8 protein-coding genes are annotated in these 15,900 nt (G+C 55.7%); 5 read left to right on the forward strand and 3 right to left on the reverse strand.

The features are described 5' to 3' along the window. Positions 1–72: 72 nt before the first annotated feature. From ACKGJP_RS10605 to ACKGJP_RS10615, 3 genes are all read right to left on the reverse strand, one after another. Positions 73–3,789: a M60 family metallopeptidase gene (locus ACKGJP_RS10605; RefSeq protein WP_409345620.1), complete on the reverse strand. Its 3,717-nt coding sequence runs from the start codon at positions 3,787–3,789 to the stop codon at positions 73–75. A 154-nt stretch (positions 3,790–3,943) separates the two neighbouring features. Further along, complete coding sequence (locus ACKGJP_RS10610) at positions 3,944–6,172, reverse strand: M60 family metallopeptidase (protein ID WP_409345621.1); 2,229 nt, start codon at positions 6,170–6,172, stop codon at positions 3,944–3,946. Positions 6,173–6,557: 385 nt separating this feature from the next. Further along, entirely contained in the window at positions 6,558–7,592 is a 1,035-nt protein-coding gene (locus ACKGJP_RS10615) for a LacI family DNA-binding transcriptional regulator (protein WP_409345622.1), read from the reverse strand. Positions 7,593–8,088: 496 nt separating this feature from the next. On the opposite strand from ACKGJP_RS10615, the gene ACKGJP_RS10620 reads away from it, so the two are divergent. The 5 genes from ACKGJP_RS10620 to ACKGJP_RS10640 all read left to right on the forward strand — a co-directional run bounded on the left by ACKGJP_RS10620 (position 8,089) and on the right by ACKGJP_RS10640 (position 15,898). Next, a complete protein-coding gene (locus ACKGJP_RS10620) occupies positions 8,089–9,237 on the forward strand; it encodes a Gfo/Idh/MocA family protein (RefSeq protein WP_409345623.1) in 1,149 nt (382 codons plus the stop codon). Between the two features lie 97 nt (positions 9,238–9,334). Beyond that, positions 9,335–10,699 carry an ABC transporter substrate-binding protein gene (locus ACKGJP_RS10625; RefSeq protein ID WP_409345624.1) on the forward strand — a complete coding sequence of 455 codons (1,365 nt, stop codon included), beginning with the start codon at positions 9,335–9,337 and terminating at the stop codon, positions 10,697–10,699. Positions 10,700–10,821: 122 nt separating this feature from the next. After that, positions 10,822–11,940, forward strand: coding sequence for an ABC transporter ATP-binding protein (locus ACKGJP_RS10630; RefSeq protein WP_409347128.1), 1,119 nt, complete (start codon positions 10,822–10,824; stop codon positions 11,938–11,940). 12 nt (positions 11,941–11,952) lie between these two features. Further along, entirely contained in the window at positions 11,953–14,922 is a 2,970-nt protein-coding gene (locus ACKGJP_RS10635; RefSeq protein WP_409345625.1) for an extracellular solute-binding protein, read from the forward strand. After that, entirely contained in the window at positions 14,912–15,898 is a 987-nt protein-coding gene (locus ACKGJP_RS10640) for a carbohydrate ABC transporter permease (RefSeq protein WP_409345626.1), read from the forward strand. Before ACKGJP_RS10635 ends, ACKGJP_RS10640 begins: the two co-directional genes overlap by 11 nt. Positions 15,899–15,900 lie beyond the last annotated feature (2 nt).

Below are 15,900 nucleotides of genomic sequence, written 5' to 3' on the forward strand. Positions count from 1 at the left end.
CAGAACCAGTAAAGGGCTGTTCCGGGGGAGTAAAAATCCAGCCCCAGGAGCAGCCCTTCGCATTACCCTTTATTACTCGATCGAAGCCTTCAAAAAGGCAATGTCGCCCAGCAGCAAGCTCGCGAATTCCGCATCGATATGTTTGCCGGCTTGCGCGGAAACTTCATGTTCCAGCGAACGCAATGCGTTTAGCAGCTGCTTCGCGTCCTGCTGTTTTTGCACGTTTGCCGCTTTGGCAAGCAGGCTTTGCAAAATGCCGTGGTTGGAAATCCAGCCCTTGCCGCTGCCTGCGTGCAAGATTTCGTCCAAATGATCGGCATCGACCGTTACTTGAACGGCGAACGCTTTGGACGACGTATTTCCTGCATGATCGGCAGCGGTAACGCGGAGCAGATGAGTGCCGGCAGATAAGGTGAGGGGACTGATTCCGGCCGGGCTTCCGACCGGTTTGCCGTCCCATTCGTATGCCGTATACGCAACGCCGCTCAGCGGGTCGGTCGCTTGAATCGAAACCGTCAGCGAGTCGGACTGATAAACCGATTGCGTGACGGTTCCTTCGATAACCGGACCGGTGTAGTCGATCCGGACGGTGACGGCACGGTCGGCTTCCCGGTTTCCAGCCGCATCTATACTGTAATAGCCGATCGTATGGACGCCTTCGCTTTCGACGGCAATCGTCAGTCCTTCCGCGAACGGAGCGCCGTCTAGGCTGTAGTACGTTTTGGCCAAGCCGCTTTCGCCGTCGCTCGCCGCCAGCGTGACCGTTTGCGGAGCGTTATGCCAGCCGGCTTTCGCGTCGTCCGTCGTTACCGGCGGTACGCTGTCAACCAATACCTTCACGTTTGCGGAAGCCGTTTTGGCGCCGTACGCGGCTGTGATCACCGTGTTGCCGGCCTGATGCCCCGTCAAGAGTCCGTTTGCGCCGATCGAAGCGATGCTGGCGTCCTGCGATTGAAAGACGGCGTTCGCCATAACGTCGATCGCGCTGCCGTTGACGATCAATCGTACGGCCGTTTGCGCCGATTGTCCGGCGTATAGCCGGTATTCGCTTTGATCGAAGGCGATCGGCCGATTGATCCGGATGGTTCGGAGGGCGTGTTCGCTCGTCAACCCGGCCTGATCGATCATTCTTGCATAGACGTTCGTTTCGCCTTCCGCATCGATCGCGACAGGTACGGTATAATCCTTCCATGTGCCTTTGTCTCCGATTCGGTATTGGCTTCTAGCGGGTACGGATGGCGTTTGGGTAGCGCCGTCCGTGATCGTGAACGTTACATCCGTTTCGCTCCAGCCGGAAGTATCCGGCGTAAGCGTGATCGCAGGCGGAGAAAGCGGATTCGTTTCCTTTAACGTCCATACGGGCGTTTGCGGATTAGGCAAATGCATGGCCTCCACTTGCGCGCGTATCGGGTCTTTGGTGTAAGGGACCGCCCATTTGTCGAAAAACGACAGCAGGTTTTCGCCGGATAACTGCGAAGCCGTCACGACGAACGTATCGATTTTTTGCTGGTCGTTCTGCGGCACTTGATTGGCCGGCATGTCGCGGTAATAGGTATGCATGGCCGTATAGAAATCCCATCCGTACGCAAGCTGCAGCTGCTTGAACAGGACGAGCTCGCTAAAAAGATCGAGCTGGGACGTATTGCCGTACGTTTTGCCCGGGAAATCGCTGCTTAGGTATGCAAAAGCTTTGTCGTATGAATCTTTGCCCTGCGCGTCTCTGCTCAGCAGATTCGATGCGTTGCCGAACTTCTCCTGAACGTAGAGCGAGTAGATGTTGACGGAAACCTCGACGATCGCTCCCCATTTCCAAGGGTTTTGCTGGTATTCGTGGCCCGATTCGTGCCAAATGCCCCAGCCCTTGGCGGTTACGTTAGCGACATCCGTCAATTTCGTGCCGTAATTGTCGAACATCATCGGGTATCCGGCGTGTGCGGAACCTGCGCTGATCTGCACGTCGTCTACGTAACGGAACGGAAGGGCGACCGGGCTGCGATGCGGCAAAGCGCCTTCCGGCGATAATCCGGTAAGCTCGTCGTAATGGTCGATTATGGCATCCCATTTGTCCATCAAGGCTTTCGGATCGTCCAAGTTGCGAATCAGCGAGGAAGGTACGGTGACGATCGCCCGCCGCCCCTGCAGTTCGGCCCACGGTGCGGGATTGCTGCGAATCGAGCCGATCCAGTCCTCCAGGCTCGTTTGACCGGATACATAATACGGGGCGCTCACGCCTCCGCTTACGGTTACGGTCGTTTTCGTCGCCGGTTTTGCTTTCGTCGGGATGAGGTACAGCAAACCGCCGTAGGCGCTTTGGATTTTGTTCAAGCCGGGAACGAGTTTTTGCCGTTTCGTAACGGCAGGGATACGCTTCCAGATGTCTTTGCTCGTCAAATTGTCGGTGTGGGCGCCGATCTGCACGTCCAGATCCTCGGTTCCGGCCGGAACGTCAATGACGATTTCCTTCCCTGCGGGCGCGTATAAACCGGTACTGATCCATGCACCCGGCGGATATGCCATGCGCAAGTAGCTGAAATCGGGCAGGTCGAAATTAACCTCGACCGGTTTCCGGTTCACGATCGGTGCGTTGTCCGGAACGATGCCGGGAAAATGATCGGCGAACGGCGATTTGGCAGGAGAGGCTTCTTGGCTTACTCTGTTCAGAACGAACGCGAGCAGCGCGCTGCTGTAAGGCGCCTTCGATTTATCCAGTGGGAACGCCAGCCGCGAGAGGTCGTCGATGCCGCTCTGAACGGCTGCGTACAGCGGGCTCGCCGGCGTCAAAGCGCCGATCGTGCCGCCCAGTATGGCGGCCATAATGGTCAGCTTCGTTTTGGCATCCGCACCGGGAGGGCCCAGCTTGACCTGGCCAAGATCGAGCGTGCCGGCTTCGATCGCCTTCGCTTGCCCCATAAGCGTCAGCACATGCGCTCCCTTGGCTTGCTCGACCGTAGGTGCGGGAAGCGTTCCGTTCGTTTTGGTGGCGGTGTTGTTCATCAGGCCGAGGCCGAACTTGTTGAGCAGCCTCTGGATCGGGTAGTCGACGCCGAGGCTGGCGGTTTTTCCCTTATAGCTGTCGCCCAAGTAGTTCGAGGCGTATGTCTCGAGCACCCAGCCTTTCGCGGCTACCGCGATGCTTCCGCCGTTCCGCACGTACGCTTCCAGGTACGGAATATCGTCATCCGACGTTTGGAAAACCGGGAAGTCGACGTAGGCGACCGGATACCGGGCAGGATCGAGCTCCGCGGAGGACCAGCTGTCGATTCGTTTCAGATCGATGGGCAAGGCGGAATTGACTTGAAAGCGGCTTGACGGGGACGTCGTGATCATCTGCAGGCGGCCGTGTCCGGCAAGGGCGTCGTCATAGGTAACCGCATTCGGGTTAACCGCTTTGGCGTCTGCCGTAAGCCACTGGAGACTATTGCGCACGATCGTCATTTTATCGGTGTCGGTTTGCTCGGAAGGCTTGAAGTAAAGGTCGTCCCCGGCTAAGTAGACGCGGCCTTGACCGTATCTTGCCGCCGCAATGTTAGGCGTGGTCGGCTGGCTGACGGCAACGTTGAACGCTTGCTCGCCGATTGCGCTTACGCCGCCGCTGTTGGAGGACGAATAAGTAGGAATGCCGGTTAAATCCTTGTAAAAAACGTTCAGATCGTTCTGCAAGGTTGCGTCTGAGGTTACGGCTTCGGTTGCTGACTGCTGAGCATGAACGGCTGTCTGACCGGCTGAGGCTGCCAGAGTGATCAAGCATAGAGAAGAGATCATCCACTTTTTGAACGGTTTGATCAACATATTCCCACCTCGCGTATTTGGTTTCCGGACTGACCAGGTGCATAGACGTTTGCCATGCTTGAAGCTTCGTCAAGTAGACGATCGGCCAACGAAGATATCGACCGGCTAAAACTCATTCACCCCCTTTCCATGCCGGCCGCTGCGCAGCGGTTGTTCATATCTCAGCAAGGATAAACTCCGCTGATTCTTTCAGCATCCAAATGTCCGTTTGCGGCTCGGGCAATCCAAGCGCGGCCACTTGCGAGCGGGCGTCCTCGGTATAGTTCCAGCCCCATTTGTCGAAAAAGACGGACAGATTCTCCCCGCTCGTTCGGCACATCATGACGACGAGAAGATCGAGCTTTTGCTGGTCGGTGCGGGGCAACTGCTCTTCGGGAAGCTCCCGGTAAGCGATATGCAGCCGCGTATAGAAGTCCCAGCCGTAAGCAAGCTGCAGCTGTCTGATCATGACCAGCCGTTCGAAAAAATCGATATGTTCGAAACGCTTCCCGTTATCCGGGCTTTGCATGAAATCGAACGCAACATCGTAATGCGTCCGTCCTTCTTTGTTCGCGCTGAACAGACGAGGCCGGTTGCCGTAACGATCCTGCATGTTCAGCGAGTGCAGATTGACGGTCACTTCGACGATCATATCCCAGAACCACGGTACCTGCTGGTAATTGTGGCCAAGCTCGTGCCAGAAGCCCCAGCCGCTTTTGACGTTCCGCACCTTGGCGAAATCGACGGCATCGCGGCCAGCCGGCTCGATCGGAATCATAATCGGATATCCGGCATGCATGTAGCCTGCGCTGATTTGCGTATCGGCGACGATCCGGTGCGGACGGTCGGGGCTTCGGTGCGGCAGCGGTTTATCCGGCGCTAGACCGGCGAGCTCGTCGAAGGCATCGACCATGGCATCCCAGTTGTTCATCAGATCTTGCGGGCTGCCCAGGCTGCGGACGGCATCCGACGGAACGGTCAAAACGATCCGCTTGCCCTGCAGCTCCGCAACCGGAGCGGGAGCGTTCCGCAAGGACCGGCTCCATTCCTCGTCGCTCGTTTGTCCGGACACGAAATAGGGCGCTTGGACGGCCCCGCTTATCGTAACGGTCAGGCTTGCTTCCGCTTTCCGCTGCTTCGGAATAAAATAAATCAAGCCGCCGTAAGGACTGCTCAGCAGGTTAGTGCCGGGCTCGAGCTTTTGCCGAAGCGCGATCAGCGGGGCGCGATCCCATTTGGGGAGATGAAACAACGTATCGGTATGCGAGCCGATCTGAACGTCAAGATGCTCGGCGCCTTCGGGCACGGCGATTTCGATCGTTTGGCCGGCCGGCGCGTACAAGCCGGTGCTTTGCCAGTTCTCGGGGGCATAGAGCGTGCGCAAGTAGCTTAGATCGGCATAATCGAAATTCACGCACACTTCTCTGCCGTTAACGAGAGGAGCCTCCGCTTCCACTTTGCCGGGGAACAGATCCGCGTAAGGGGATTTGCCGCCGTCCGGATGAAGCGTCGCCTGCTTGAAGCGCTGGACGAGCAGAGCGCCCGTATAAGGCATGCTTGACCGGTCAAGCGGGAGCCCGATCTCGGCGAGCTGACGCACTTCATCCTGCAATTGCCCGTTTAGCGGGCTGACATCGGTTAAAGCTTCGATCGTACGGCTGAGTATGGCGGTGACCGCTTCGGTTTTTTGCTTGACGGCAGCTAAGGGCGGCCCTACGGGGAGCTGCTCGATGGTCAGAGCGCCCGATTCGACCAACCTGGCTTGATGCAGCAGAAACAAAGCGTGCGCATGCGTCGCCGTATCTACGGACGGCATAGGCAGCGAAGCTCCCGCATTCCAAACGGAAACGTTGCCTAGCAAACCTAGCCCGGCCTTGTTCAACAGCTTTTGCAGCGGAAATTCCCGTATTTTAAGGGGAGCTCCCGACGGGGGAGGGTTTTCCTCCAGTTCCCAGCCCTTCAACGCGACGATTGCGGCTCCTCCGCCTTGTATGTAAGCGTCTACATAAGGAAGATCGATATCGCTAAGCGAGCCGTCGATTTGAACGAGCGGAACCCGTTCGGGAACGGGCCGTTCCGCTTCCCAGTTTACGATTCTTACAGGTTCGGGGAGAGGGCCTGCTTTCTCATTCGTCAGCCAGCGGAACATGTTGCGGGTAAACGGATCGGGTTCGTCGCCGGAGGCGAACCGGCTGAAATAAGCCTCGTGCCCGGCCGCCGCGATGCGGCCTTCCCCGTATCTCGCCGCTGCAACGACAGGTGTCGTGCGTCCTACGGCTACCGGGAACGCTCTTTCCCCGATTGCGGTAACGCCGCCGGATTCCGCGAAAGTCGGGACTCCTTCCAGATTGTCGTACAGGAGGCGAAGATCGCTTTCGAGTTCCTCGATAAACGGCATTTTCATCGTAAATCCCTCTTTTCCAAGTGATCGTTCATTATTGTTGAATCGTTTCAACCATGGTGAAAGCAATGCGAATTCCGGAGGGAAAAAGGACTTTAGAGGCGTTACTGCTTTCTTTTACCCATCTAGGCGACAGATAGGGGACTTTGATGGTCTTATTCCGGGCGATTTTTCCATCGTTAGACTGAAACCCCAGGAATAACGCCCCGAAAATCCGCTAACTCCATCAAATTTGTAAAAAGCATAACCATAACGCCTTCGAAGTCCGTTATGCCAGTCAATGACGTATGTTCGGCACATTGCGCAACTGGAGTGACATCGCTCCGTTTCCACGCTGATTTTCTGCTAGAATGCCATGCCATAACCGCTAGCCGCTAGCCGTACGGCTTCAAAGCTCGGTCGACTTACGCGGAACCAATTGCAGTGGTATTTGCACGGGCGAGCCTGCGCTCCCGCCGGATCCCCTCGTTTCAGGGGCGTCGAAAGAAGCTTCCCCCAGACGTTCCATCATCGAACGTACCGCAGCCTGCGCCTGCAGCTTGTAAGGAATTGCAATACTTGTCATGCCGGGGAAGCTCGTTCTGCTGATGAAGCTGTTGTTGATGCCGATAATTTTGACTTCTTCCGGGACCCGGTAGCCGAGCTCCAGCAGCTTGGACATGAAGGAGAAGGCGACATAGTCGTCAAAGCAAAGCACGCCGATCGGACGAATGCCTGCGCTTTGCTTTTCCATTTCCTTCAGCCACCCCGGTTCGAATTCGAGGATACCCGTAAGCACATCCGATTGCGGCAGAGACGCCGTACCGTTCAGAAACCCGATTCTTCTCTGTTCGTCGGTCGAGGACGCCTGTTTGAGCCCCAAGTAAAATATCGCGCGGCATCCCTGTTCGAACAAATGGACCACGGCTTGCGCGCATACGCTGACCACATCCAAATTGACGGCGCCGACGTCGATATCCGGCCAATCCCAAGCGTTGAACATCACGACCGGCGTACCGTCGCTAACGATATTCCCGGCAGTCTCCGGAGACATGGCCAAGCCGTGGCAAAAAAGACCGTCGACTCTGCGCTGAAGCATCAGCTCCAAATGCCTCCGCTCCAGCTCCGGTTTCTCCGAAGCGGAGAATACGGACAAATGGTACCCCCGTTCAAGCACGATTTGCTCCACAGCCCCGGTAAATTTCACGAAATACTCATCGTAGCTCGGAATAAGCATGCCAAGCTCGAACGTTTTTTGCCGGCTAAGGTTGGCCGCTATTACGTTTCGCCTGTACCCGAGCGTCCGTATCGCTTCGTTCACCTTACGGACGGTCTCCTCCGCTAGAGGGACGGCGTTGTGCCGATTCAGCACATTGGAAACGGTGCCGACCGAAACGCCGGCGGATTTGGCTACCTCGACGATTGTCACTCTTTTTTTCTGCATCGTAATTCCGCCTTTAGCCTCATAGTCAAACGGTCCTATGTTTATGGATACACCTGCTGCAGTTGTGCGTAAATGAGTGAATGGTTGTTTGAAACGGTTCAAGCATAACCGCAACTTTCGGCTATGTCAATAATATACAATTGCTGAACCGTTATGTTAAAAATCATTCCCAATGTCACGATAGGTGGGTTTTGTATACATCTAGGTCTTTTTCGTGCATTTCCCGATCGATGCCGAATTCCTTATTATGGTGATTAAAGGAAATCCGCCCTCGCCGGCATCAAAAAGCAAGGAGAATCGTCATTCGGCAAACGTTCTGCGAAGCTTCGATTCGGCATGATGCAAACGCTCTCGAAGAAAACTTCGGAAGCGTACGCTGCACGTTTTCCAAGAAAACGGCATCGAAAGCTCATTCTGCACGGATGTTCACCGAAAGACGGAACCGCCGGCGAAGGGATACTTTCTCACATGGATACAAAGGGGGGCAACGTACATCGTGGATCAAGTTCGAATAGGGGTAATCGGTGTCCGGGGACGCGGAGGAATCGCGAAAAACTGGCACATCCCTGACGGAAGATCGGTCGTAGTGGCCGGCGCGGATATTTATCCGGAAAAACTGGCCGCATTCCAGAAGGACGTCAACCCGGAAGCTTCGGTGACGACCGATTACCGCGAGCTGCTGGAACGCAAAGATATCGATGCGATTGCCGTAACGTCGCCGGATTACTGTCACGAGGAGCAAGCCGTTGCGGCGCTCGAAGCAGGCAAGCATGTGTTTTGCGAGAAGCCGCTGGCCATAACGGTGGAAGGCTGCGACCGGATTCTGCAGGCGTGGCGAAGGTCGGGAAAGCATCTGATGGTCGGCTTCAATATGCGTTACATGAATATGTTCCGCACGATGAAGGAGATCGTCGACTCGGGTGCGATCGGCGAGATCAAAGCGGTGTGGGTGAGGCATTTTGTCGGTTACGGCGGATATTTCTACTATCACGATTGGCACGGCAACTCCAAAAACACGACTTCGCTGCTGCTGCAAAAAGGCTCCCATGACATCGACATGATTCATTGGATCACCGGCAAATATACGAAAAAGGTAGCGGCTTTCGGCGGGCTCGATTTCTACGGAGGCGATAAACCGAACGATCTGACGTGTCCGGCCTGCGACGAAAAGGATTCATGCACCGAGGCGAGCTTGCAGCATTTAACCCAGTGCGCGTACCGGCGGGAAATCGATGTGGAAGACAACAATATGGTCATCATGGAGCTCGAAGGCGGAATCAAAGCTTCCTATATGCAATGTCATTTTACGCCGGATTATCACCGCAACTACACGTTTATCGGAACGGAGGGGCGAATCGAAAACTCCGAGCCGGACGGCAAAGTCTATGTAAAAACGCGCAAATCGGGATCGCTGCGTGAGCTCGCAGACCGTACGTACGAGATCAAGAAAGCGCAGGGCACCCATGGCGGCGCGGATCCGAAAATTTGCAGCGACTTTCTGGACATGATTCTGCACGGCAAAGAGCCTGTGGCGACGCCGCTGGCAGGGAGAATGAGCGTTGCGGCCGGATGCGCGGCGACCGAATCGATACGTAACGGCGGACGCACGGTAAACGTTCAAGCGGTCCCTGATTTCATGCGATAAACGCAGATGACATCCATTATGCGTAAATGTGTATTCGCTTACAACAAATAAGGAATCAAAGCTAGCCAATAAGGCGGCTATTTAGGGAGGGCTTAAATTGAAACGATTCAATAAAAGCTTGAATTTTGCAATCGCTTTCGCCATGATCGCGTCGCTGGTTGCTGCTTGCTCGTCAGGAGGAGGTACTGAGAACGGGGGCACGTCGGCGGATTCGACAGGCGCAGCGCCTGCGGAAGGAACGAAGCTCGAGATGACGACGGAGCCGATTACGCTGAAGTTCATGTCCGCGCTCTGGAGCGACGAAAGCTTTAAAGAGTTCATTCAAGACGAGGTTACGGCCAAATTTCCGAACATTACGATGGAGCTGATCAGCGAGGACGAAGGGCTGACCCAGGCAGGCATCGAAAAATCGCTCTCCAAAGGTCTCGTTCCCGACATTATTCAGGCTCACACCGGCTATGAAATCATTAAGGATTTCGACATGGATTACCCACTCGACGATCTGATTAAAGCGAACAAGTACGATCTCGGCAAATTCCAAGACGGGCTGATCGATATATACAAAGCCCGCGATCCGTACGGCAAAGGAAAGCTGTACGGCATTCCGTACGAAAATGTAGCTACGGCGCTGTACTACAACAAATCGATTTTCGATAAATTCGGCGTTGCGTATCCGAAGGACGGCATGACGTGGGATCAAGTGATCGAGTTGGCGAAGCGGGTTACGGGCGAGCGTGACGGCGTCAAATATAGAGGACTCATGTTCGAATCGTGGTGGCACTATACGTTCGCTTTGAGCCAGCTTTCCGCCAACGGAACCGATCCGGCGACGGGCGAGCCGCAATTTTCCAAAAATCCGGCTTTCGCGAAGTTTTTCGATCTGATCAAGCAGATGGTATCGATTCCGGGCAACTGGGAAAAAGGAATGAAGGAAAATTTCGCGAACCAGCAGGCGGCCATGCAGCTGAACCATCTTAGCAAGCTCTCGGAATTCAACAAAAAAGAAGGCTTCAATTTCGATGTCGTCAGCTTCCCGGTTTGGCCGGACGTGCCGAATACGGCTCCTACCAAGTTTATCGGCTGGACGCTCGGCATCAGCAAGCAATCCAAATACAAGCAAGAAGCGTTCAAGGTGATCGAATTTTTGACTTCGCCGGAGGTTCAGGAACGCAATGCCCGCAAAGGGAAAGCAAGTCCGCTTAAAGATCCGAACATTATGGAGCATTTCGCAGCCGACAAAATCGGCGACAAAAAATATAACGTCAAAGGCGCCATTTCATTGAAACCGCCGAAAGCGCCGGTCTATTCGAGATTCGGTCCGGATATTCAAATGAACGGCTCCGATTACGTCGGCAAGAAGGCGAACGAATTCATTACCTCGACGGACGACGTCAGCACCTTCCTGCGAAAAATGGATGACGACTACGCGACGATCGTCAAAGAAATGCAGAACAAAAAATAATGATCCTTGCGCTTGCGGCCGGCCAACTCCAATCTTGCGGGTTGGCCGCAAGCCCGTTCGCGGGAGCTGCGGCGCGTCCGGACATTCAAGCTAGACATCTGCTTTGGGAGCGGGGGATGGAGATGGCAGGCATACTATTCAATCACGTCTATAAACGTTACGGCAAATACAAGGAAGTTGCGGTAGACGATTTCAACCTGGCGGTGCAGGATCACGAATTTCTCGTATTCGTCGGTCCTTCCGGCTGCGGCAAATCGACGACGCTGCGGATGCTCGCCGGGCTGGAAGACATTACGGAGGGAGAAATCTATATCGGAGACGCGCTTGTCAACGATACGCCCCCGAAGGACCGGGACATTTCGATGGTGTTCCAGAACTATGCGTTATATCCGAATATGACCGTGTACGAAAATATCGCTTTCGGCTTGCGGCTTCGCAAGCTGCCGAAGCATGAAATCGATTTGGCAGTGAAAAGGGCCGCCCGGGTTCTCGAAATCGAGAACTTTTTGTCGCGGAAGCCGCGCGAGCTGTCAGGCGGTCAACGTCAGCGCGTCGCTCTAGGCCGGGCGATCGTGCGGACGCCGCAGGTGTTTCTGATGGACGAACCGCTATCCAATCTCGACGCGAAGCTTCGCGTGCAGATGCGGTCGGAAATCATCAGCTTGCACAAGAAAATCGGCGTGACGACCATCTATGTCACCCACGATCAGATCGAAGCGATGACGATGGGCGATCGCGTCGTCGTCATGAACCGGGGGGTCATCCAGCAGGTCGATACCCCGGAGCGCATTTACAACCGCCCGGTTAATCTCTTCGTCGCCAACTTTATCGGCAATCCGCCGATGAATTTCCTCGAAGGGAAGCTGCATCACAATGACGGGCATTTGGAGTTCCATACGAGCCGGTTCGCCTTGCGTCTGACGCAAAAACAAGCAAGCGAACTGCGGACGCATAACCTGGTCGACAGAAGCGTCGTCATGGGCATCCGCCCCGAGCATATCGGCTTTGAAGAGAGCGAAGTGCAATCGTCGCCGCATGCGATCGTTACCGGCAAGCTGGAATTTAACGAGTTCGTCGGCTCCGACCGGTTCTATCATGTCGACATCAAGCAGCAGAAGCTGCTTCTCATCCGCGCGAACGAACGGTTTCAACGCGAAGACGGAGATCTTGTGACGGCAGCGGTTAACATGAACCGCGCGCTCTTTTTTCATAAAGATACGGAATTGCTGCTGACCGATTGAGGAGGGGGACGGGTGGTGAAACCGAACGGCAGGAAATACGGCTCGTTGTTCCTGAGTCTGGTCATGCTTGCGGGCGTTGCCGCCTCCGCTCTCGAGGGCGGAAGCGCTATCGCGGTTGCCGATGCGGAGGTCAAGAAGACTGCGGCAGATTCGTTCGCTAGCAAGGAGACGACGGAACCGTACTATTACAATCAATTGCTAAAATGGCGGGAGCAGGGGGCCATAAACGGAGCGCGGCAGCTAACGTTTCCAGCCAAACAGTTTGCGCGCAAATCGGACGATGCGGCGGTTTCGGCAGGATCGTACGGCGGCAGACAGGACGTGCTGCTGTGGAACAATCCAAAGGGCTGGGTGGAATACGAAGTCGAGGCGCCGGAGGCCGGATTGTACGAAATCGCGGTCGATTATTATCCGTTTGCGGCTGCGGACGGCGGCAGCCGCCAGCCGGTGATGCTGACGGCCCGGCTTAACGGGGCCTTTCCGTTTCGAGAAGCGCGTTCCATGCTGCTCGAGCGCGAATATAAGGATGTGCTGCCGATCAAGCACGATACGGCGGGCAATGAGATGCGCCCGCTGGTCGAAGAAATTGTCGGCTGGAAGAGCAAGACGCTGCGCGATTCCGGCGGCGCTTACGCGGCTCCCCTGCAATGGCAGCTGCAGAAGGGCGTCAATACGATCCGGATCGAGGCGCTTCGCCAGCCGGTCGCGCTCGGAACGATTACGCTGAAGCCGCCTGCTGCGCTTCCCGCTTACAGCGAAGCGAAAGCGGCTTATCCCCCGGATGCGGCGCGCAAGGGAGAGGTTATCCGGATCGAAGCGGAGCGGATGAGCGCCAAAAATTCGACTTCGATCCAGAACGTATACGACCGCGATCCGCTCACTACTCCGCATACGCTGAAGACGATTTCGTACAATGCGCTCGGCGGAACGCGCTGGATGAAAGGCGGGCAGAAAGCTTCCTGGGAGATCGATGTGCCGGAAGACGGCTTGTATCATATCGCGATGCGCGTCAAACAGAACGCGAGAAAAAACTTGGCGGTATTCCGTTCCGTTTCGATCGACGGGAAAGTCCCGTTTCAAGAAATGGAGCATGTGAAAATTCCTTACGGCGACGATTGGCAGGGGTTTGCGCTGGCTGACGAGAAGGGAGAGCGCTACGGCTTTTATTTGACCAAAGGCAAGCATACGCTGTCGATGGAAGCTGTCCATACCCCTTACGTGCCGATTATCGTTCAGATCGATCAAGTATCGAAGGAGCTGAGAGCGATTTTGCTCGAGCTTCGCAAGGTAACGGGCAACCGGGAAGATAAATTCCGCATCTGGAACGTGGAGAGGGATATTCCGGGCATGACGGACCGGCTGAAGGCCGTTCGTGACCGGCTCTCCGGCATGATCGGGGAGATGGAGCGGATCAACAGCAAGACGGACGATATCGCGCATGCGATTCAGAACAGTGCGGACGCCATCGGCAAGCTTCTGAATAACCCGGACAAAATCCCGCAATCGATGACGGAGCTCGGCACCGTCCAGGAAGATTTGGAATCGCGGCGGACGATGCTGACCGACGCGCCGCTTATGCTGGATCAAATCTATGTGGCGCCGGCCGATACGAAAATACCGCGAATGACGGCAGGATTCTTCCAGAAATTGAAGAGCTCGGTCGGCACGCTGCTGTATTCGTTCGCGGACCGCGACCGGCTTGACGAGCAGTCGGAGGAAGCGCTGAACGTATGGATGATTTACGGACGGGATTATGTGGACGAACTGCAGCAGCTGGCTAACGAGCGGTTCACGCCGGAGACCGGCATACCGGTCAAAATCAATCTGATTCAGAACGCCGAGATGCTGACGCTCGCCAACGCAGCCGGCATGATGCCGGACGTCGCGCTGGGGGTGCCGGCGGATGTGCCGTTCAATATGGCGCTGCGAAATGCGGCGGTCGATTTGAGCAAGCTGCCCGGGGCGGATAAGCTGTTAGGCGGCTATCACCCGGGGACGCTGTTGCCGTTCTATTATGACGGCGGCTATTACGGCGTGCCGGAAACGATCAATTTCAAGGTGCTGTTTTACCGCAAAGACATTTTGCAGCGGCTCGGACTGTCCGTTCCGGATTCTTGGGACGACGTATACCGGATGCTGCCGACGCTTCTGCAAAATCAATACAACTTTTATTTGGACCCGGCCGATTATACGCCGATGTTTTTCCAGAATCATGTCGAGCTTTACTCAAAGGACGGCCTGAGTACCGGAATCGACACGCCCGAGGCGTTCCAGTCTTATAAGAAATGGACGGAATTTTTCACGAAGCAAGGCCTCGAACGGGTAGTGCAGAGCTTCTATAACCGGTTCCGGAGAGGCGAAATGCCAATCGGAGTCGCGGACTTCAACATGTACATGCAGCTTCTCGTAGCGGCGCCTGAATTGACGAACGAATGGGGGATCGCTCCCGTTCCCGGTACGCGTAATGCGGGCGGGACGATCGAACGATGGTCGGGCGGCTCGAATCCGCAAAACTCGATGCTGTTTCAATCTTCGGAGTCCGGGCGGCAGGAGAAGGCATGGAAATTTTTGCAATGGTTCCTGTCGGCGGAGACGCAAACGGAATACGGGCTCAATCTGGAGCAGTTTTACGGAGAAACGTTCCGCTGGAATTCGGCCAATGTAGAGGCGTTCGCCAATATGCCTTGGAAGCCGGAAGATTTGAATACGATTTTGGAGCAGTGGAAGTGGACGAAGGAAATCCAGAACGTGCCCGGCGGCTACATGACGGCACGGGAGCTCGGCTTCGCCTGGAACCGGACGGCGGTAAACGGCGAGAACTACCGGGTTTCGCTTGAGAAAGCGATTAAAGAGATCAAGCGGGAGCTAGCCCGCAAGCAGCGGGAATTCCGGCTTGTCGGCGACGACGGCGCCGTGCTGAAGACGCTCGATCTTCCGCAAGTGACCGAACCGTGGAAAGGAGTGGAAAGCTATGTCAAATAACGTACAAGAGCTTACGGCACGGCAGCAGGCATTCTTTCCGCGGACGGGCGCCCGAATCTTGCGAAGGCTGGCGTGGCTGCGCCACGAGGTGTGGAAATATCGGCTGTCCTATGCGTTTATCTCGCCTTTTCTGCTTATTTTCACCGTGTTCATCACGATTCCCGTTCTGGTCGGGGCGGGGTTAAGCTTTACGTATTTCAACTCGATCGAGGTTCCGAAATGGGCAGGCTGGGACAACTTTCAAACGTTGTTCTCGCAGGACGTCGTCTTTCTGAAGCATGTCGTGCCGAATACGTTCAAGTTCGCCCTGTTCGTCGGTCCTGTCGGTTACGCGCTTGCCTTCCTGCTGGCGTGGCTGATCGCGCAGCTGCCCAATTCGCTTCGCGTCTGGTTCGCGCTGGCGATTTATACCCCTTCGCTTACCGGGGGGATCGCGCTCGCGGTTGTCTGGCAGGTCGTCTTTTCCGGCGACCGGACAGGCTACATCAACAGCTTCCTGCTGAATTGGGGCTTTATCGACCAGCCGATCCTGTTCACGATCAGTACGGACTATCTCATGCCGATCATGATCGGCGTGTCGATCTGGTCGAGCATGGGGCTAGGATTTCTCGCCATTCTGGCGGGCATTCTCGGCGTCGACAAGCAGCTTTACGAGGCGGGACGACTCGACGGAATCAGCAGCAGACTTCAAGAAATCTGGTATATCACGATTCCGATGATGAAGCCGCAAATGCTGTTCGCGGCCGTCATGTCGATCGTCGGGACGCTGAAATCCGGCGGAATCGGTACGCAGCTGTCCGGCATGAATCCGACGCCGGAATACGCGGGGCAGCTGTTCGAGAACCACATTAACGACTACGCGTTCACCCGCCTGGAGCTGGGCTACGCGGCGGCCGTTTCGATGGTGCTCCTGTTCGCGACCGTCGCGCTGAGCCGATTTATCTTTTTCCTGTTAAGCCCGAAGGAGGATGAGTAACC

Origin of the sequence: Paenibacillus litoralis, assembly GCF_046244365.1 — a bacterium.
Lineage (GTDB): Bacteria > Bacillota > Bacilli > Paenibacillales > NBRC-103111 > Paenibacillus_V.

Coding starts and splice junctions, on each gene's coding strand:
- ACKGJP_RS10605 (WP_409345620.1), bottom strand. CDS start 3,789: ATGTTGATCAAACCGTTCAAAAAGTGGATGATCTCTTCTCTATGCTTG.
- ACKGJP_RS10610 (WP_409345621.1), bottom strand. CDS start 6,172: ATGAAAATGCCGTTTATCGAGGAACTCGAAAGCGATCTTCGCCTCCTG.
- ACKGJP_RS10615 (WP_409345622.1), bottom strand. CDS start 7,592: ATGCAGAAAAAAAGAGTGACAATCGTCGAGGTAGCCAAATCCGCCGGC.
- ACKGJP_RS10630 (WP_409347128.1), top strand. CDS start 10,822: ATGGCAGGCATACTATTCAATCACGTCTATAAACGTTACGGCAAATAC.
- ACKGJP_RS10640 (WP_409345626.1), top strand. CDS start 14,912: ATGTCAAATAACGTACAAGAGCTTACGGCACGGCAGCAGGCATTCTTT.